The organism is Arthrobacter globiformis (assembly GCF_030817195.1).
GTDB lineage: Bacteria > Actinomycetota > Actinomycetes > Actinomycetales > Micrococcaceae > Arthrobacter > Arthrobacter globiformis_D.
The window spans coordinates 3,183,262-3,200,680 of sequence record NZ_JAUSYZ010000001.1 but is presented as its reverse complement, the minus strand read 5'-3'; the positions used below and the strand labels follow the sequence as shown (position 1 = coordinate 3,200,680).

At 66.7% G+C, this 17,419-nt stretch carries 19 protein-coding genes; 13 read left to right on the top strand and 6 right to left on the bottom strand.

Going from position 1 to position 17,419, the window contains the following annotated elements; all coding sequences use genetic code 11:
* The first annotated feature begins 44 nt into the window (after positions 1–44).
* The 4 genes from QF036_RS14465 to QF036_RS14450 all read left to right on the top strand — a co-directional run bounded on the left by QF036_RS14465 (position 45) and on the right by QF036_RS14450 (position 2,777).
* Positions 45–416, top strand: coding sequence for a DUF3311 domain-containing protein (locus tag QF036_RS14465; protein ID WP_307102930.1), 372 nt, complete (start codon positions 45–47; stop codon positions 414–416).
* The gene (gene mctP / locus QF036_RS14460; RefSeq protein ID WP_307102927.1) at positions 413–2,086 is read left to right on the top strand and encodes a monocarboxylate uptake permease MctP; all 1,674 of its coding nucleotides are present in this window, start codon (positions 413–415) and stop codon (positions 2,084–2,086) included. The genes QF036_RS14465 and mctP overlap by 4 nt, the downstream gene beginning before the upstream one ends.
* 74 nt (positions 2,087–2,160) lie before the next feature.
* Positions 2,161–2,610, top strand: a complete 450-nt coding sequence (locus QF036_RS14455; RefSeq protein ID WP_307102925.1) for a hypothetical protein — start codon at positions 2,161–2,163, stop codon at positions 2,608–2,610.
* Positions 2,607–2,777 carry a hypothetical protein gene (locus QF036_RS14450; RefSeq protein WP_003802276.1) on the top strand — a complete coding sequence of 57 codons (171 nt, stop codon included), beginning with the start codon at positions 2,607–2,609 and terminating at the stop codon, positions 2,775–2,777. The genes QF036_RS14455 and QF036_RS14450 overlap by 4 nt, the downstream gene beginning before the upstream one ends.
* Positions 2,778–3,149: 372 nt before the next feature.
* On the opposite strand, the gene QF036_RS14445 is transcribed toward QF036_RS14450, so the two are convergent.
* Positions 3,150–3,605 carry an SRPBCC family protein gene (locus QF036_RS14445; protein ID WP_307102922.1) on the bottom strand — a complete coding sequence of 152 codons (456 nt, stop codon included), beginning with the start codon at positions 3,603–3,605 and terminating at the stop codon, positions 3,150–3,152.
* Positions 3,606–3,790: 185 nt separating this feature from the next.
* Here QF036_RS14445 and QF036_RS14440 point away from each other — a divergent pair, with 185 nt between their 5' ends.
* The 4 genes from QF036_RS14440 (at position 3,791) to QF036_RS14425 (ending at position 8,807) form a co-directional block, all read left to right on the top strand.
* Positions 3,791–4,705: a LysR family transcriptional regulator gene (locus QF036_RS14440; RefSeq protein WP_307102920.1), complete on the top strand. Its 915-nt coding sequence runs from the start codon at positions 3,791–3,793 to the stop codon at positions 4,703–4,705.
* A gap of 138 nt (positions 4,706–4,843) precedes the next feature.
* A complete protein-coding gene (locus QF036_RS14435; protein WP_307102918.1) occupies positions 4,844–5,941 on the top strand; it encodes a tartrate dehydrogenase in 1,098 nt (365 codons plus the stop codon).
* Positions 5,942–6,172: 231 nt separating this feature from the next.
* Positions 6,173–7,645, top strand: coding sequence for a C4-dicarboxylate transporter DctA (gene dctA, locus QF036_RS14430; RefSeq protein ID WP_307102916.1), 1,473 nt, complete (start codon positions 6,173–6,175; stop codon positions 7,643–7,645).
* 1 nt (position 7,646) lies between these two features.
* Positions 7,647–8,807: a glycerate kinase gene (locus QF036_RS14425; protein ID WP_307102914.1), complete on the top strand. Its 1,161-nt coding sequence runs from the start codon at positions 7,647–7,649 to the stop codon at positions 8,805–8,807.
* A 67-nt stretch (positions 8,808–8,874) separates the two neighbouring features.
* Here QF036_RS14425 and QF036_RS14420 read toward each other — a convergent pair whose 3' ends face one another.
* Both QF036_RS14420 and QF036_RS14415 read right to left on the bottom strand, forming a co-directional pair.
* On the bottom strand, positions 8,875–9,072 hold the full coding sequence (locus QF036_RS14420) for a hypothetical protein (protein WP_306923678.1): 198 nt from the start codon (positions 9,070–9,072) through the stop codon (positions 8,875–8,877).
* Positions 9,073–9,171: 99 nt separating this feature from the next.
* On the bottom strand, positions 9,172–9,636 hold the full coding sequence (locus QF036_RS14415) for a GatB/YqeY domain-containing protein (protein WP_307102912.1): 465 nt from the start codon (positions 9,634–9,636) through the stop codon (positions 9,172–9,174).
* A 158-nt stretch (positions 9,637–9,794) separates the two neighbouring features.
* On the opposite strand from QF036_RS14415, the gene QF036_RS14410 reads away from it, so the two are divergent.
* Genes QF036_RS14410 through QF036_RS14395 form a run of 4 tightly spaced genes read left to right on the top strand, consistent with a single transcriptional unit; the run spans position 9,795 to position 13,041 of the window.
* A complete protein-coding gene (locus QF036_RS14410; RefSeq protein WP_175304982.1) occupies positions 9,795–9,953 on the top strand; it encodes a hypothetical protein in 159 nt (52 codons plus the stop codon).
* A 40-nt stretch (positions 9,954–9,993) separates the two neighbouring features.
* Positions 9,994–10,758 carry a M50 family metallopeptidase gene (locus QF036_RS14405; RefSeq protein WP_307102909.1) on the top strand — a complete coding sequence of 255 codons (765 nt, stop codon included), beginning with the start codon at positions 9,994–9,996 and terminating at the stop codon, positions 10,756–10,758.
* A gap of 9 nt (positions 10,759–10,767) precedes the next feature.
* Complete coding sequence (locus QF036_RS14400) at positions 10,768–11,904, top strand: glutathione S-transferase family protein (RefSeq protein ID WP_307102907.1); 1,137 nt, start codon at positions 10,768–10,770, stop codon at positions 11,902–11,904.
* A 15-nt stretch (positions 11,905–11,919) separates the two neighbouring features.
* Complete coding sequence (locus QF036_RS14395; protein WP_307102905.1) at positions 11,920–13,041, top strand: FUSC family protein; 1,122 nt, start codon at positions 11,920–11,922, stop codon at positions 13,039–13,041.
* 40 nt (positions 13,042–13,081) lie between these two features.
* On the opposite strand, the gene QF036_RS14390 is transcribed toward QF036_RS14395, so the two are convergent.
* From QF036_RS14390 to QF036_RS14380, 3 genes are read right to left on the bottom strand one after another with little or no spacing between them, the layout of a single operon-like run.
* Positions 13,082–13,993, bottom strand: a complete 912-nt coding sequence (locus tag QF036_RS14390; protein ID WP_307102902.1) for a MaoC family dehydratase — start codon at positions 13,991–13,993, stop codon at positions 13,082–13,084.
* Positions 13,990–15,324: a 3-oxoacyl-ACP reductase gene (locus tag QF036_RS14385; protein WP_307102900.1), complete on the bottom strand. Its 1,335-nt coding sequence runs from the start codon at positions 15,322–15,324 to the stop codon at positions 13,990–13,992. The genes QF036_RS14390 and QF036_RS14385 overlap by 4 nt, the downstream gene beginning before the upstream one ends.
* A complete protein-coding gene (locus tag QF036_RS14380) occupies positions 15,317–16,669 on the bottom strand; it encodes an acetyl-CoA C-acetyltransferase (RefSeq protein WP_307102898.1) in 1,353 nt (450 codons plus the stop codon). Before QF036_RS14380 ends, QF036_RS14385 begins: the two co-directional genes overlap by 8 nt.
* A gap of 61 nt (positions 16,670–16,730) precedes the next feature.
* Between QF036_RS14380 and QF036_RS14375 the strand changes: the two genes are divergently transcribed.
* Positions 16,731–17,417 (top strand): TetR/AcrR family transcriptional regulator, encoded by a 687-nt coding sequence (locus QF036_RS14375; RefSeq protein ID WP_307102895.1) that lies wholly within the window; start codon positions 16,731–16,733, stop codon positions 17,415–17,417.
* The last annotated feature ends 2 nt before the right edge of the window (positions 17,418–17,419 follow it).

Here is a 17,419-nt window from a genome sequence, read left to right as displayed (position 1 = left end):
GGGAACCGCGAGTCCGGGAGACGGGCTGACAAGGAGGTCGTCGGGTGTCCCATCAAGATCGTCATGACCCGAAACAGCGCCCCGACTCTGGGGCTCCCCCGGGCACCGGACGGCCAACCCGCAACACTGCAACCCGTGGCCCGGCGCGGCGCGGGCCGTACGTCGTCGCCGGCGTATTACTTTCCTTGGCGATCTTGCTCCCGCTGATGCCGCAGACCTACTCCTTCAACGCCCCGACTCTGGGCGGCATCCCGTTCTTCTACTGGTACCAGCTCCTCTGGGTTCCCATTTCCGCAGCCTTGAGCGGCGTGGCGTACTGGCTTGTGACAACGGAAGACCGGCGACGGCGGGCAGCGGCCCGCGCTGGCGCTACCGGGCTCGACGGCGACGCAGCAAACGGAGATGAACGGCCATGAACGGGCGCGAGATCAACTGGATCGCCCTCATCATCGTGGTGCTGCTCTTTGTCATCGTCGCCGTCATGGGCTTCATGGCCGCCCGGTGGCGCCGAACGGCGGAAAGCGAGGGGCTGCACAGCCTGGACGAGTGGGGGCTCGGCGGACGCGGCTTCGGGACGTGGATCACGTGGTTCCTGCTGGGCGGCGACCTCTACACCGCCTACACGTTCGTTGCCGTTCCTGCGGCGATGTGGGCCACAGGCGCGGTCAGCGGCTTCTTCGCGGTGCCGTACACGATCGTCCTCTACCCGATCATCTTCATCATCATGAGCCGGCTCTGGTCGGTGTCCCATCGGCACGGCTACGTCACCTCGGCGGACTTCGTGGGCGGCCGCTACGGGAGCCGGTGGCTGTCCCTTGCCGTCGCCGTCACCGGCATCGTGGCAACCATGCCCTACATCGCCCTGCAGCTTGTGGGCATCAAGGCTGTGCTGACGGTGCTCGGGCTGGGCAGCTCCGAGAACGTGCTGCTGACAGACCTGCCACTGATCCTGGCGTTCGTCGTGCTGGCCGCATACACCTATACCTCGGGGTTGCGGGCGCCGGCGATGATCGCCGTCGTCAAGGACCTGCTCATTTACCTCGCGGTGATCGTCGCGGTCATTTACCTGCCGATCAAATTCGGCGGTTGGGACGCGATCTTCGGAGCGGCGAAGACGAAGCTGGACACCGTGAACGAAGCGACAGGGAAGCCCACCGGGGTGTTCATCCCGTCGGCTGCGAACTTCTCGGCCTACTGGACACTGGCGCTCGGGTCGGCCTTGGCGCTGTTCATGTACCCGCACTCCATCACCGGCGTGCTCGCGTCCAAGGGGCGCAACACGATCCGGCGCAACGCCGCGATTCTGCCGCTGTACTCCCTCATGCTCGGTTTCCTCGCGCTGCTGGGTTTCGTGGCCATCAAGGCAGGCACCAGGCCGATCGACCTTGACGGGTCGGTCAACCCCCAGCTCGTGGTCCCACAGCTCTTCCTGGACCACTTCCCAGCGTGGTTCGCTGGAGTGGCCCTGGCAGCCATCGCCATCGGGGCGCTGGTGCCGGCAGCGATCATGTCCATCGCCGCGGCAAACATGTTTACCCGCAACATCTACCGGGACTTCCTCCGGCCTGATGTCGACCCAAAGACCGAGGCGAAGGTGTCCAAGATCGTCTCCCTGGTGGTGAAGGTCGGCGCGCTTATTTTCGTCATTGCCATGGACCAGTCCGCGGCCATCAACATGCAGCTGCTGGGCGGCATCTGGATTCTGCAGACATTCCCCGCTGTTGTCGCAGGACTCTACACGCGGTGGTTCGACCGGTGGGCGCTGCTGGCCGGATGGGCCGTGGGCATAGCCTTCGGCACCGCCTCGGCCTACAACGTCATCAACCCCGTCACCCGCGCACACTTCGGCGGCTCCATTGCTCCCGTCCCGGGGACCGACTTCACGGTGTACATCGCCGTGTCGGCGTTCGTGCTCAACCTGATTGTCGCCGTCGTACTTACTTTGGTGCTGCGTGCGCTCAAGGTGCCCCAGGGCGAGGACAGGACGCGCCGGTCTGACTACGGCGCTGATGAAACGGACCCGAAGGTTGTGGAGATCGAGCGGACCCAGCGTTTCGTCGAACCCGGAGGGCCGTCACCGGTGTAGCCGGCCAGGGGCCCCCGGGCCGCGCAGGCGCCTGAAACGCACGTGGCTGGCGTGACACGGCCTAGGCTGGTTCGGTGACCCCAAACCCTTCACCGACTCCGCTGGATGTCTTCGTCCGCACCGGGCCCGCCGAGTGGTGGCAGATTCTGGCAGCACTGGGCCCCTTGGCAGTCCTGCTCGGTGCGTTGCTTGCTGCATTCATTGGTTGGAACACTCTGCGGCAACGCACCGTCGCCGATGAAAAGGCGCTGGCCCAGAAGCGTGAAGCCGACAGCCGGGCCGAGTGGTGGCGCCGCGCCCAATGGGCGTTCGAAGCTGCCATGGACGAAAATGAGGAGAAGCAGGATGTGGGCCTCGCTGTGCTGGAGCTCCTTAATACCAGCAATCTGGCCGGTCCGGAGGAGGCCGAGATTATTGCCGAAGCCTGGAAGCGACCCCTCCAGAACGGCGAGGCCACGCTGGACCTGTTGCCGCCGTTGCCGGACAATGGGGTGACAGACGACCCTGAGGATGGTGAGCAATGAGTGCAGTAGCCGAAAAGAAGACTGCGGACGAAAGCCCGAAGCGATATGTCAGTCCGGCACAGGAGCGCGTCATTGTTCGTGCTGCCCGTCTCCGCCTGTCGACAGACAAGAAGCAGGGCATCGAGAGCCCGGCCTGGGTCAGGAAGATTGCCCGGCGGCCTCTCTAACCCCGCCGCCTATTAAAGGGCCAGCCCGCGCCAGTCGGGCTGGCCCTTCACGTTAACGTTTTCAGGCTATTTTTATCGAGCGTCTGGATTTATTCTGGGGAACGCCCCGCCGTAACGGGGTGGTCCGTTCCCCGAACGGCACCGATCCACGATCGTCTCTGTTCCCCTGGACGACCCTCACGCCGTCATGGCCAGGCTGCGCCATGCGAACGTGGTGGTGTCCGTCCGGGGCTGGCAGGATCCGGCTGGCGAGCCATTTCTATAATCTCGAGGAAGAGCTGGACCGGGTCGCAGAGCTCATTGCGGGCCCGTGAGCGAAGCCTGTGATTCGGGCTAACCACCGCTTCTGGCCGGGCTATGAAGCCCGTACGCCTATGAAGACTGCACGCCGGCGGTCAGGTGCAGGTTGCGCCTCTCAATGAGCTTGCGGAGGTAGCGCGCCAGGAAGAGCTTCTCCGCAAGGCGTCCCACGAGGCCGAAGGGCGCCGCGAAGTCGATCCGGTCCACCATGACGGTTCCGTCCGGGACATCTTTGAATTCGTGGACGTGGCGAAAGCGGAGGAACGGTCCCCGGACCTGTTCGTCAACGAAGTAGCGGGGTGCCTCCATCGCGGTGATCCGGCTCGTCATCCGTACCGGCAGCCCGAAGTGCCAGGCGCGCCAGGTCACCTCCTGCCCCAGGGAAATCAGCCCGGACGTGACACCGCCAATAGCTTCCTCCCGGGAGTTGGCCATCGACTGCTTGTGCGCGTCGATGCTTCGGGAGAGGTCAAACAGCTCGGTCATCCCGATGGTTGTCCGTGTGGTGCTTTCGAAGGTGACGGCCATGCTCAGAGTATGCCAGCAGATCCGCCGGCTCGCGGACAGCCCTTAAGCACACCAACCCCAAGCACAACCAACCCCGGCCGCTGATAGGCGTAAGCTATCAGGGCCCCGGCATGCGGCGCCACCGCAGTAGCCATCGCAGAGCCAGTTCCGGGGCAAACAGCAAAGGGGACCGGATAGGAGCTGGCGTGGACACGCGAAAGCTGAAGTATTTCTTGGCGGTGGTTGACCACGAGGGATTCAACCGCGCGGCCGAACACCTGCTCATCGCGCAGCCGTCCCTGTCCCAGACCATTGCCAGCCTGGAGAAGGACCTAGGCGTGCCGCTGTTCCACCGCATCGGGCGCCGGGCTGTCCTGAGCGAGGCCGGAAAGGAACTTGTGGGCCCCGCCCGGCTGGTGATGCGCGACCTGGACGCTGCCCAGTCAGCCGTGCAGGCGCTCCGCGGCTTGCGGAGCGGCCGCCTGGACATTATCACCATGCCCTCCCCCGGCATCGAGCCGCTGACGTCCATGACCGCCGCGTTCACCAGGCTGCATCCGGAGGTCCGCCTCAACGTCAGCGCAGCATTTACGCCGGAGGAGGTCATTGAAGCCGTCCGGACCGGCAGCACGGAGATTGGGCTCGCCGGCTCAGCCAGCCCCATCCGGGTCCCGGGAGTCAACGTGCTGGACCTCGAACGCCAGCCGCTGATCCTCATTGTGAACCCGCAGGCGGACACGTTCACCACTGGGACCACCATCCAGCGGGAAGACCTGGGCGGCCACCGGCTGATCGCCAGCCAGCGCGGTTCGCTGATGCGCTGGCTCGTGGACGACGCGCTGGCGCGGGGCGTGAACACCGAAATCGTCGTCGAAGTGGCACACCGGACCTCCATCCTGCCCCTGGTGCTGGCCGGCGTCGGACACGCCGTCATGCCCTCCTCCTGGGCCCCGACGGCACACAAGGCAGGCCTCCGTACACTGCTGATCGAACCGGTTTCCCACCTCGATGTTGCGATTTTGAGCAGGAGGGAAGACCTGACGCCTGCCGCCCGGGCGTTCCTGAAGGTTGCTGAGCTGCACGTGGCACCGGATCCCGACGCCGGGCAGGTTCCGGACTGATAGGCAGATCCTATCTCCCGTATCGAAAGTAAGTCTTGGACGCGCGTAGCCGCCGGATCGTCTACTTGAAGAGGAAGAAAAACGGTGTGACCCCGCTAACAGGATCACGCTGTCAACACACTCAACGAGGAGGTCGGCATGAGTGCCAACCAGACATTCAGCATCGCTTTAATCCCCGCAGACGGCGTCGGCAAGGAAGTCGTGTCCGCAGGCCGCCGCGTACTGGACGCCCTGGCGGAGAACTCCGGCGGCAAGTTCGCCTTCCAGTGGACGGAGTTCCCCTGGGGCTGCGGCTACTACGAAAAGACCGGCCAGATGATGGACCCCAACGGCCTGGAAGTTCTGAAGGACTTCGACGCCATCTACTTCGGCGCCGTCGGCTGGGAAAACGTCCCGGACCACATCAGCCTCTGGGGCCTGCGCCTTAACATCACGCAGAACTTCGACCAGTGGGCCAACATCCGCCCGGTCAAGTTCCTCCCCGGCGTCCAGTCCCCGCTGCGGAAGGCGGACAACACCGAACTCGACTGGATCGTGGTCCGCGAGAACAGCGAAGGCGAATACGCCGGACTGGGCGGACGCAACCTCAGTGGCCGCGGTCCGGGCAACGAAGTCGCCCTGCAGACCGCACTGTTCACCGAGAAGGGCTGCGAGCGCATCATGCGCTTCGCCTTCGACCTGGCCCGGACCCGCACGGTCAAGAAGGTTTCCTCGGTCACCAAGTCCAACGCCCAGCAGTACGGCATGGTCCTCTGGGATGAAACCTTCAAGCGGGTGGCCCTGGATTACCCGGACGTGCAGACCGAAAGCGTCCTTGTCGATGCGATGAGCGCCAAGTTCATCCTGCACCCCGAGGATCTGTCCGTCGTCGTTGCATCGAACCTGAACGCCGACATCCTGTCCGACCTCGGCTCGGCCCTGGCCGGCAGCCTCGGCCTGGCGGCCAGCGCCAACCTGAACCCGGAACGCCGCTTCCCCAGCATGTTCGAACCCGTACACGGCTCAGCGCCCGACATAGCCGGCAAGGGCATCAGCAACCCCATCGGCGCGATCGCCAGCGCAGCCCTGATGCTTGACCACTTCGGCCTGCACGAGGAAGCCCGCCGCGTCGAGGCCGCCATTGAGCAGACCACCGGCGCCGGTCACCTGACGCGCGACGTCGGCGGGGAATCCACCACCGACGACGTCACCGAGGCGATCATCGCCGCCCTGACCCTCGCCCCGGTCGCCGTCTAGCGAGGACGTCCCCTCCCAACACTCGCAAGCTCGCGTTGGGACCCCCGGACGCCGCTTACGTCCGCTTACTGAAAGGTACGACGGCGGCCGGGCCGGCCGCCGTCGTCCGCTCTCCAGAGCATTCCCCCAATACTTCCGTGGCGGTCCCTTCCCAGCGCTCGCAAGCTCGCGTCGGGGCCCTCGGGACGCCACTTACCCACTCCAGCGACATTCCACAATGAGGTAGGAATCATGGACCACATCACCACCGCCGGCACCGCGCCGGCCCGCAAGACCCGCTGGTACAGGCAGCTGTACTTCTGGGTGCTGACCGCCATCGTCGTCGGAATCCTCGTCGGATGGCTTGCGCCGAGCACCGGCGTCGCCATGGAACCCATCGGCACCACCTTTGTGAATGCGATGAAGATGCTCATCGGCCCGATCGTGTTCCTCACGATCGTCGGCGGCATCGCCAGTGTCGCGGACCTGAAAAAGGTCGGCATGACCGGCCTGAAGGCCCTGACCTACTTCCAGATCGGCACTATCTGCGCCATGACCTTCGGCTTGGTGGCCATCAATATCTTCCGGCTCGGCGAAGGCGTCAACGCCGATGCCAGCAAGATCGAGACCTCGGAATCTGCTGCGAAACTCATTGATGCCGGCCAGAACCAGCAGTGGTGGGAGTTCCTCACCCACATCATCCCGAAGAGCATCGTCGGTCCCTTCGTCGAGGGCGACATCCTGCAGATCATCTTCATCGCCGTGGTCTTTGGCATCGCCCTGAACGCCATGGGCAAGGTCGGCGCACCGGTCCTGGACGGCGTGCAGCGCCTGACCGGGGTGATGTTCAAGATCCTGAGCTTCATCATGAAGGCCGCTCCGATCGGTGCCTTCGGTGCGATGGCCTACGCGGTGGGCAAGTTCGGTGTTTCGTCCCTGACCAGCATGGGCGGACTGATCGCCCTGTTCTACATCACCTCCATCCTCTTCGTGGTGATCGTGCTCGGCTCCATCATGGCTTTCCTGAAGCTGAACATCTTCAAGATGCTCAAGCACTTCAAAGAGGAATACATGCTCATCCTCGGCACCTCCACCGCGGAACCGGCCCTGCCCGGCCTGATGCGCAAACTCGAGCACGCCGGCGTCAAGAAGGAAACCGTGGGCCTCGTTGTCCCCACCGGCTACAGCTTCAACCTCGACGGCGCCGCCATCTACCTCTCCCTGGCCGCACTCTACATCGCCCAGGCCACCAACACGGACCTCACCATCGGCCAGCAGCTCGGCCTGCTCGCCGTCATGCTGCTGACTTCCAAGGGCGCGGCTGGCGTGGCCGGCGGTGGCTTCATCGCCCTCACCGCAACCCTGACCACCATCGGTACCATCCCCGCCGCGGGCATCATGCTCATCTTCGGCATTGACAAGTTCATGTCCGAGTGCCGGGCCCTCGTCAACTTCACCGGCAACGCCGTTGCCACCCTCTTCATCGCCTGGTGGGACCGCACCCTCGACGCCGACCGTGTCCGCCGCGTCTTCAACGGCGAGACCGTCGAACCCATGCCATCCGAGGACCCCGTCCACCTCGACGAAGCCACCGACATCGACGACGACCTGGCCGAGTACGGCCACCACGCTCCGAAGGAAACCAGCGCCAGGCACGCAGGACCCTCCGCCGACGCCACACCCTCCACAAACGACCGTCGCCCCGCCTACTCGGAAACCGTCTGATATGACCAGCCCAACCGCCCCGAAAACCGTCCGGACCCTCATCGCACCCGACAAGTTCAAAGGCAGCCTCACCGCCGGCGAGGTAGCCGAGGCCCTGGCCGCCGGGCTGCGCTCCGTAACTGACGCGTCCGGCAGAGTAGGAGCGGTCCGGTGCGAACTCCTCCCCCTGGCAGACGGAGGTGACGGCAGCGTGGATGCCGCCGTTGACTCCGGCTTCACCCGCCGCAGCTACACCGTGGCCGGGCCCACCGGGCAGCCCGTCCAGGCAAGCATCGCGTTTGACGGAACCACCGCCGTCGTCGAGGTCGCCAACACCTGCGGTTTGGCGCTACTGCCGAACGGGAAGCTGGAACCGCTGGATGCCTCCAGTCGTGGCTTCGGCGAGGCAGTCCTCTTCGCCCTCAGCCTCAACCCGGCCAGGGTCGTCCTGGCCCTGGGCGGCAGCGCCAGCACCGACGGCGGCATGGGCATGCTCACCGCCCTCGGCTACCGCTTCCTGGATGCGGAGGGCCGCCAGCTCTCCGGCAGCGGCAAGACCCTGGCGCAGATCCGCTCCGTCGAGCGGACCGGCCTGCCGGAACTGGCCGAGACGGAACTCATCGTCGCCAGCGACGTCTATAACCCTCTGCTCGGGCGCCAAGGCGCACCCGCCGTCTTCGGACCCCAAAAGGGTGCCGGAGCGGAAGAGATCACAGCCCTCAACAACGGATTGGCACACTACGTGTCCAAACTGGCCGAGGCGGGCGACCACCGGGCCAAATCCCTGGCCGGTCACGAAGGCGCCGGAAGCGCCGGAGGACTCGGCTTCGCCTGCCTGCTGCTGGGGGCCAAACAGGTGTCCGGCGCCGACTACTTCCTGGACCTGCTGGACTTCAACACCAGAAAGGACAGCTGCGACGTCGTCATCACCGGCGAGGGAAGCATCGACGAACAGACCCTGGCCGGGAAACTTCCTGCCGCCGTCGCCCGGCGCTCGGGCGGCCGTCCGATCATCGCGGTGGCTGGCCGGTCGCTGCTCCCGCGGGAGCGGTGGGCCGAGATGGCGTTGAGCCGGGTCTACACGCTGGCAGAGTACACCGACCGGGACTCGGCCAGGGACCCCCAGCTCTCCTCCGCCCTGCTGCGCCGGATCGGGCAGGACATAGCGGCAGGCCTCCTTTAGCAGAAGGCCGAAAGAGTGGAAGGCAGAAAGAAGGGCCCCGCAGCGGCGGGGCCCTTCTTTGCTGTGCCTATGCGTTCTCGCGGATGCGGTCAGGCTCACGGTCAGCGGTTTCCTCCAGCCTGGCGAGGTAGGCCCACATCCTGCTTTCCTCGGCCTGCACCTGGGGTTCAGGGGTCTCGGCCGGCCTTGCTTCCGGGCGTCCCTCGGCCTCCTTAGCCGCTTCCTTCCTGTAATTCCGCCATCCCTCACACGATGAATAGCACATCACCGACCTCCTAACAGTTGGTGTACCTTTATCGTCCTCCCATTGCCGGACAGTGTCGATTGCCTGGAGGTTGCCTGGGGGCCGTGGCACGCAGCTTGTTCAGGTGAGCCGCTGACGGACGATGTCGCTCACGGCCTTTCCGTCGAAGCGGCCTGCCACTCGGGCCGTGACCGGTTTCATCACGGCGCCCATGTGCCGCACGGACAGCTCAGTGCCGTCAGCCCGCAAACCCCCGATGACCTCGTCCACGATGCTTTCCACTTCAGCGGCGGAGAGGGCCTTCGGCAAGTAAGCCTCAATAACCTCCGCCTCGGCGACTTCCGCCGCGGCCCGCTCCGGTTCCCCGGCTTCCGTGTAGATACGGGCCGTGTCGCGCCGCTTCGCCGCCTCCTTCTGCAGCAGTGCCGTCACCTGCGAGTCGTCCAGCTCCACCGGCGTCTTGCCGGACTTCTCCCGGGTTTCGATCTCGCCCAGGACGCTGCGCACGGTGCCCAGGGCCACCTTGTTGTGCTCCTTCAGATGTGCGACGACGTCCCCGTGCAGGCGTTCCTTCAGCGTGGCCATGATTTCCTTCTCTCGGGAGTGGTGTGTACCTCAATCGTGGACCCCGGCCGGGCTGCACTGCTAGAACCCCGGACTGCATGGGGCCGGCAACGCCCGGGATCAGGTGTTGCCGCGTGTCTTTCGCCGCTGCCGGCAGCGTTCGCACATATGTTCTAGGTATGGAAGAGGAACATCCCGGTGAACTTGCCGGGCAGATGTCAATCAATGAGCTCCTTGTCGCGATGGGCGAAGCCCCCGTGGAAAGCATGCTGCATCTGGTGGTTCCGGACGACGCTTCATCGCTGACGGAGGATCCGCCCACGCTGCCCGGGCTATGAGCCGGACCCGAAAGGCAAAGCCCCTGTAGCCTTGACTCCTATGGTTTATGTGCAAGTCCCCGGTCCGTCCCTGCCCGAACAATGGTGGGACCGGGTGGCTGCCGGGTTCACCCAGACGGCCGTTCCCGCGGTCTCCGTCACCGAGCTCGTGGCTGTCCTGCTTATTGCGGCGGTGCTCTCCGTTCCCCGCGCCACGTGGCGCTATTTCGGCCTGCTCGCCACGGTCACCCATGAACTCGGGCACGCCTTTGCTGCCCTGACCAGCGGCCAGCGGCTGGGCGGCATCCGGCTGCAGCTGAATCACGGCGGCACCACGACCTCGTACACCCGGGGACGTGCCGCCGCAGTCTGGTCAGGTTTTTGGGGCTATCCCGTTCCCGGCGTGACCGGCGCCGCCCTGGTGTGGGCGGGCTTCAGCGGCTGGGGACCGGCCGCCCTGTCGGCCGGGCTGCTGGTCCTGCTGGCCTCGCTGATCTTCATCCGCAACGCCGCCGGCGTGCTCATCCTCCTTGGGGCAGTGGTGGCGGTGGCGGCCATGATCATCAATGTGCCCGCCGAGTTCACCGGCCATGTGGCCATCATCCTGGGCCTGGCCCTCCTCGTCGCCGCCGTCCGGGACCTGCTCAAGCTCACAAACGTCCACCTCCGCCGCCGCGACCAGCTGCGGTCCTCCGACGCCTACATCCTCTACCGCGCCACCGCCGTGCCGTCGGGCGTCTGGATCGCCCTGTTCTCGCTGGTGGTGGCGGCGTGCTGGGTGGCTGCCTGGCTGCCGATGTCGCGGGTCTTTGGGGCGGCAACATAGTCTGGTTCCATGAGTGAGAAGGCCAGCACAGTCGAAGCACACAGCAGGGGACGCCACGCCGCGGAATCGCAGCCCAGGGAATTCCACAGCGCGGAGCCGCGCAGCACGGAACCCCACAGTACAAAGGGCGCCTATGTCACCGGCGGCGAGTTCACCCGGGACACCAACTACATCGAGGACCGCATCACCCGGGACGGCACCCCCGGGCCGAACGGTGAACCAGGCTGGCCGGCGGAGCCGGGGCGCTACCGGCTGATTGCCGCGCGGGCGTGCCCGTGGGCCAACCGCACTGTCATCGTGCGCAGGCTCCTGGGGCTCGAGGACGCCATCAGCCTCGGCCAGCCCGGCCCCACCCACGATGCCCGGTCCTGGACCTTCGACCTGGACGCGGACGGCAAGGACCCCGTGCTGGGCATCGAGCGGCTGCAGGAGGCCTACTTCCGCCGCTTCCCTGACTACCCGCGCGGCATCACGGTTCCTGCGGTGGTGGAGGTCGCCAGCGGCGCGGTGGTGACCAACAACTACCCCCAGATCACGCTGGACTTCTCCACGGAATGGACGGACTTCCACCGCCCGGGCGCGCCGCAGCTGTACCCGGAGCACCTGCGCGCGGAAATCGACAGCGTTAACAAGCGCGTCTTCACCGAGGTCAACAACGGTGTCTACAGGTGTGGCTTCGCCGGGTCCCAGGAGGCCTACGATGCTGCCTACACCCGGCTGTGGAACGCGATGGACTGGCTCGAGGAACGGCTTTCCGGCCAGAGGTACCTGGTGGGCGACTCCATCACCGAGGCGGACGTCCGGCTCTTCACCACCCTCGCGCGCTTCGACGCCGTCTACCACGGCCACTTCAAGTGCAACCGGAACAAGCTCACCGAAATGCCTGCGCTGTGGGGTTATGCCCGGGACCTTTTCCAGACGCCTGGCTTCGGGGACACCATCGACTTCGTGCAGATTAAGCAGCACTACTACATCGTGCACGAGGACATTAATCCCACCCAGATCGTTCCCGCGGGCCCGGAGCTGTCCGGGTGGCTGACCGCCCATGGCAGGGAGTCCCTGGGGGGCAGCCCCTTCGGCCAGGGCACTCCGCCGGGACCGGTCAGGGCCGGCGAGGAAGTGGCCCCCGGCCACGGAGCCGGCTAGCACCGCAGGGACCCGATGAGCACCTCGGAGCAGCACCGGACTGCGGCCCGTGACCCGCTGCCACGCAGGATCTGGCAGTCAGTGGCCACCAGGATTACCCGGGCCCTCGCCGCACCGCGCCTTCAACTCGCCGCCAAGGCGGGCCTGGCGGCAGGTATCGCGTTTTGGGTGGCCCCGCTCATGCCCGGTGGCGCCGCCCAGTACGCGTACTACGCCCCGCTCGGCGCACTGGTGGCAATGTACGAGAACGTGTCGGGCTCCATGCGCCAGGGCTTCCAGACCCTGGTCGGCCTGGGAACGGGCATCGGCCTGGCCTTCCTTCTCATCAGTTTCGGGGCCACGCCCCTCACCGTGGCAGCGGTCATGGCACTGGGCGTCCTGCTCGCGGGGCTCCCGCGCCTGGGCGCTGGCCGGGACTGGATTCCGACGGCGGCCCTGCTGGTGCTGCTGGTAGGCGGGCAGAATCCGGACGATTTCTCCTTCGGCTACCTGCTGCAAATGGGCGTGGGCGTGGTGGTCGGCATTGCCGTGAACCTGCTGGTGTTTCCGCCGCTGCACTTCAACGCGGCCGCCCTCAGCCTCGCTGAGCTGCGGCTGTCCCTGGCCCGCCAGTTGTCCGACATGGGCGCCGCGATGCACGAAAAATGGCCGCCCGAACACGAGGACTGGTCGCGCCGGTCCGAGGACCTGGCCCAGTCGGCCCGCTCGGTCCGGGCAGCAGTCCAGAAGGCTGACGCCAGCAGGGCGAAAAACCCGCGGCGCCGTTTCCACCCGCGTGACGTGGACAAGGACTACCGCAGCGTCCGCGACCTGGAGCACATCACCTTCCACATCCAGGACATGACAGAGGTGCTTGCCGACGTCATCTGGAGCGAGGACATGCCCTTCACCATCCCCCTGCCCTACAGCGAACCGCTCGCGGAGGCCCTTTCCGCGGTGGGTGAGGTGCTTCGTGCAGCGGAGGAGGACGACGCCGAACGGCAGGCAGAGCTGTTCCAGGCGGCCCACGCGGCGGTCGCCTCCCTCGAGGACCGCACCGCCGCCGATGGCAACGGGGCCGGCACGCCGAGCGCCGCAGGATCAATCCTGCTCAGCCTGCACCGCATCCTCCGGGTAGCCAACCCGGACGGCAAGTAGCCCGGCGGGAGCATCTCTGCCGCGCGCAGCACACCCCGTGCTACAGCGCCGCCACCGACCCGCTGAAGTGCTTCCGGCCGGACCGCGGGCTCCAGGCCACATAGTCGGACCGCAGCCAGCCGCCGTCCCCGGCCTCCGCCGTCGAAATGTCCAGCGCCACCCGTGCGGGCAGGAAAACCGGAGCCTCGAACTCCACGTCCCAGCGGAAGGCGCCGCCTTTGGCCGAGCCCACGTCCGCCAGCGCCCTCGACGCCAGGTACATGCCGTGGGCGATGGACCGGCGCAGGCCCAGGGCCCTGGCGGAAAGAACACTCAGGTGGATCGGGTTGAAGTCCCCGGACACGGCAGCGTAGGCGCGGCCGGTGTCCACGCCAAGCTGCCAGAGCGCTGTGGGGTCCGGGGCGGTGAAACCCTGCTGCGCGGCTGCTGCCGAGGCCTTGTCGATGCCGGGCAGGAACACGCCCTTGGCGAGATACGTGGACACGCCGCACCAGCACACAGCGCTGTCACCGGCGGCGCGCACCTCTACCGCAATATCCACTTGCGTTCCGGCGCGGTGCGCCCGGAGCGTCTCCGCCCTGGCCACAATTTCCAGCGTCTCAGTGAACCTGACCGGCCTGCGGTACTCAATCACGTTCCGCAGATGGATCATTCCCAGCAGGGGCAGGGGAAAGTCGTCCCGGTTCATGACGCTTATGGCGACGGGGAACGACAGCGCATGGATGAACCCTGCCGGCAGCACGTCACTGGCAGTCTCACCCAGCAGGTGCTGGTACGCCGTGAGGTTTTCGACGTCGGGACGGACCTCCCGGACTTCGTGGCTGACGGCAGGCAGCACGGCGGCGGCATGCGAGCCCAGGATCCTGCGGCGGGCCGCCGAGGCCGCCGCATTCACGTAGAGCTTGGAGAGCGACGGCATCTCCCCCAGGATGAGGTGCTGGCCGCCGGTCATGCCCCCACCAGGTTTTGTCCGCACACCCTCAGAACCTCTCCGGAAATGCCACCGGCAGAATCGCCCGCGAGGAAGGAAATGGCCTCGGCAACGTCCCCCGGCTGCCCGCCCTGCTGCAGGGAATTCAGCCGCCGGGCAATCTCCCGGGTGGCGAAGGGAATCCGCGCCGTCATCTCTGTCTCGATAAATCCGGGTGCCACGGCATTGATCGAACCGCCGTGCTGCGCCAGGAGCGGTGCGGTGGCCCGGACCATGCCCATGACCCCGCCCTTGGACGCCGCATAGTTGGTCTGTCCGCGGTTGCCGGCGATGCCGCTCGTGGAGGCAACCGAGACGATGCGCGGCGTGGAACGGAAGTGCTCGGAGGCAAGGAGGGCCTCATTGATGCGCAGCTGGGCGGCGATGTTCACATCGATAACCGAACCCCACCGGGACTGGTCCATGTTGACCAGCAGCTTGTCCCGGGTGATGCCGGCATTGTGGACCACGACGTCCAGCCGGCCGTGGCGGTGCACGGCGTGGTCGATGATTCTTTGCCCGGCGTCGTCACGCGTGATGTCCAGCTGCAGCGCGGTCCCGCGGACCCCGTTGGCGACCTCCGCCAGGTGGTCCCCGGCCGCGGGAACGTCCACCGCCACAACCGTGGCACCGTCACGGTGAAGTGTCCGGGCGATGGCGGCGCCGATCCCGCGGGCCGCGCCGGTCACAACGGCGACCTTTCCCGCGAGCGGAGCGTCGGCGTCGTCGGGCAGGCTGCCTTCGGCGGAACTGACCCGAATGAACTGGCCATCCACGAACGCGGACCGGCCGGAAAGGAAGAAGCGCAGCGCCCCCAGAGCGGAGGGGGCGGTGGGACTGACGTCCTCCGCCAGGATGATGCCGTTGCCGGTGGCGCCCGCGCGCAGTTCCTTGGCGAGGGACCGCAGTAGCCCGTCCACGCCCTGCCGGGCCGCGGCCGTGGAGGGCGTTCCGCCGGGCGCGCGCGAAACAGTCACCACCCGTCCGCCTGGCGCAAGGTCGCGCAGCGACGGGGCTGCCGCAAGGACCGGCTGCTCCAGGTCGCCGGGGGCCTCGAGGGCGTCGAGGACCAGCACGATTCCGCCAAGCCGTTCCTTGGGAACAGCGTGGCGGCGGACATCGAGTCCCCACGAAAGCAGCGCCGCCGCGATTCCGTCGGCGCCGGGTCCGGAGCCGCCCACCAGGACGGGGCCGTCGATCAAGGGCTGGCCGGGCCGGTAGCGCCTCAGTTCGGCCGGCTGCGGCAGGCCGAGCTTCCGTGCCAGATCCCGTCCGAGGCCGTGGTTGACGAGCCGTGCGTAGGTGTCAGTCATGGATGTCCCCCTGGGTGGTTCCTTCCGAGTACGCCTCGAGCAGCGCGACGACGCCCTGGCCGCCGGCGGCGCAGACCGACACGAGTCCCAGGGCGCGGCGTCCGCCGGCATTGCCCTTCTCATGCAGCATTTTGGCAAGCGTGGCCACGATGCGTCCGCCGGTGGCAGCGAACGGGTGCCCGGCTGCCAGCGACGATCCGTTGACGTTCAGCTTGGACCGGTCGACCTTGCCGAAGGCACCATCCAGCCCGAGTCGCTCACGGCCGAACTTTTCGTCCTCCCAGGCGGCGAGCGTGCTCAGTACCGTCCCGGCGAAGGCCTCGTGGATCTCGAAGTAGTCGATGTCGTCCAAAGTGAGGCCGTTGCGTGCCAGCAGGCGCGGGACGGCGAACACCGGCGCCATCAGCAGCCCGTCCTTGCCGTGCACGAAATCCACAGCGGCTGCCTCGCCGTCCAGGACGGTGGCGAGCTTGGGCAGGTCGTGCGCGTCCGCCCAGTCCTCCGAGGCGAGCAGCACTGTGGAGGCGCCGTCGGTCAGCGGCGTGGAGTTGCCGGCCGTCATGGTGGCTTCCGAACCGAGGTTCCGGCCGAACACCGGCTTCAGGGACGCCAGCTTTTCGGGGCTTGTGTCTGGCCGGAGGTTGGAGTCCCTGGTGAGCCCCCGGTATGGCGTGAGGAGATCGTCGAAGAACCCGGCATCATAGGCGGCGGCGAGGTTCCGGTGGCTGTTGAGGGCAAGCTCGTCCTGCGCCTCACGGGAGATGTTCCAGTGGGCCGTGGTCAGAGCCTGGTGCTCGCCCATCGACAGTCCGGTCCTGGGCTCTCCGGTGTTCGGCGCATCCGGGGCGAGGTCCTTGGGGCGCAGGCGGGCGAGGATCTGAAGCCGCTGCGGGAGTGTCTTGGCGCGGCTAAGGTCCAGCAGCACCTCCCGGAGTCCTTCGCTGACGGCGATCGGGGCGTCCGAGGCGGAGTCCACGCCGCCCGCGATGGCGGAGTCCAGCTGGCCCAGCCTGATCTTGTTGGCCAGGCCCAGCACTGTTTCCAGGCCTGTGGCGCAGGCCTGCTGCAGGTCATAGGCGGGAGTTTCCGGTGACAGCGCCGAGCCCAGCACTGCTTCGCGCGTCAGGTTGAAGTCCCGGGAATGCTTGAGGACGGCGCCCGCGGCCACTTCACCGATCCGCTCCTCCTGCAGGCCGAAACGGGCGATCAGGCCGTCCAGGGCCGCGGTGAGCATGTCCTGGTTGGACGACTTGGTGTACGCACCGCCTGTCCGGGCGAACGGGATCCTGTTGCCGCCGACCACCACGGCCTTCCGCACGGTTTGAGGCTGACGATCCACGTGCATGTGCTATCTCCTTTGATCCGGCTGGTTATCGATACCCAGCGTACCTGATACGCTGGGTATCGTGAACTTGACTCCCCCGGCCGGATCCCCGGGCTCCCCCTCAGAAGCCGTGGACGGCCGCGCCTCGCGCTGGCAGGGGCACCGCGAGGAGCGCAGGCGCGAACTCATCAAGGCCGCCCGGCGGGCCGTGCACACGCTCGGCAGCGACGCGTCGATGGAGGACATTGCCGCTGCGGCCGGCACCTCCAAGTCGGTGTTCTACCGGTACTTCGGTGACAAAGCCGGCCTGCAGCAGGCCGTCGGGGAAGTGGTGCTGGGACAGATGCAGCAGCGCATCAGGGAGGCGGCGCAAAGCGCTCAAACGCCCCGGGAGGGTCTTTTCGCCATGGTCTCGGCCTACCTCCAGATGGCCGAAACCAGCCCCAACGTCTACACGTTTGTGACCCGGTACTCCGCTGCGGAGGCCGACGGCGGTCCCACCTCGATCACGACGTCCGGCGCCCTGGGCCATTTCTTTGACGCCATCGCGGGCATGATCGCCGCGCCCATGCGGGCCCATCTCGGCGAAGGCAAAGAGTCCGTTATCGGCTACTGGCCCAATGCCGCCATCGGCCTGGTCCGCAACGCCGGCGAGCAGTGGCTGGCCAGTCCGGACTCCCCCGGCAAGCCGGACCAGGAAACCATGGCACGCCAGATCACCGACTGGCTGTGCGTCGGCATCGCGCCGGAACTCACCGACATTCAATAGCA

What these genes read in the sequence shown, in the direction of transcription:
- mctP (WP_307102927.1), top strand. Translation starts at nt 413, where the DNA reads ATGAACGGGCGCGAGATCAACTGGATCGCCCTCATCATCGTGGTGCTG.
- QF036_RS14450 (WP_003802276.1), top strand. Translation starts at nt 2,607, where the DNA reads ATGAGTGCAGTAGCCGAAAAGAAGACTGCGGACGAAAGCCCGAAGCGA.
- QF036_RS14445 (WP_307102922.1), bottom strand. Translation starts at nt 3,605, where the DNA reads ATGGCCGTCACCTTCGAAAGCACCACACGGACAACCATCGGGATGACC.
- QF036_RS14435 (WP_307102918.1), top strand. Translation starts at nt 4,844, where the DNA reads ATGAGTGCCAACCAGACATTCAGCATCGCTTTAATCCCCGCAGACGGC.
- dctA (WP_307102916.1), top strand. Translation starts at nt 6,173, where the DNA reads ATGGACCACATCACCACCGCCGGCACCGCGCCGGCCCGCAAGACCCGC.
- QF036_RS14425 (WP_307102914.1), top strand. Translation starts at nt 7,647, where the DNA reads ATGACCAGCCCAACCGCCCCGAAAACCGTCCGGACCCTCATCGCACCC.
- QF036_RS14420 (WP_306923678.1), bottom strand. Translation starts at nt 9,072, where the DNA reads ATGTGCTATTCATCGTGTGAGGGATGGCGGAATTACAGGAAGGAAGCG.
- QF036_RS14415 (WP_307102912.1), bottom strand. Translation starts at nt 9,636, where the DNA reads ATGGCCACGCTGAAGGAACGCCTGCACGGGGACGTCGTCGCACATCTG.
- QF036_RS14410 (WP_175304982.1), top strand. Translation starts at nt 9,795, where the DNA reads ATGGAAGAGGAACATCCCGGTGAACTTGCCGGGCAGATGTCAATCAAT.
- QF036_RS14405 (WP_307102909.1), top strand. Translation starts at nt 9,994, where the DNA reads ATGGTTTATGTGCAAGTCCCCGGTCCGTCCCTGCCCGAACAATGGTGG.
- QF036_RS14400 (WP_307102907.1), top strand. Translation starts at nt 10,768, where the DNA reads ATGAGTGAGAAGGCCAGCACAGTCGAAGCACACAGCAGGGGACGCCAC.
- QF036_RS14395 (WP_307102905.1), top strand. Translation starts at nt 11,920, where the DNA reads ATGAGCACCTCGGAGCAGCACCGGACTGCGGCCCGTGACCCGCTGCCA.
- QF036_RS14390 (WP_307102902.1), bottom strand. Translation starts at nt 13,993, where the DNA reads ATGACCGGCGGCCAGCACCTCATCCTGGGGGAGATGCCGTCGCTCTCC.
- QF036_RS14385 (WP_307102900.1), bottom strand. Translation starts at nt 15,324, where the DNA reads ATGACTGACACCTACGCACGGCTCGTCAACCACGGCCTCGGACGGGAT.
- QF036_RS14380 (WP_307102898.1), bottom strand. Translation starts at nt 16,669, where the DNA reads ATGCACGTGGATCGTCAGCCTCAAACCGTGCGGAAGGCCGTGGTGGTC.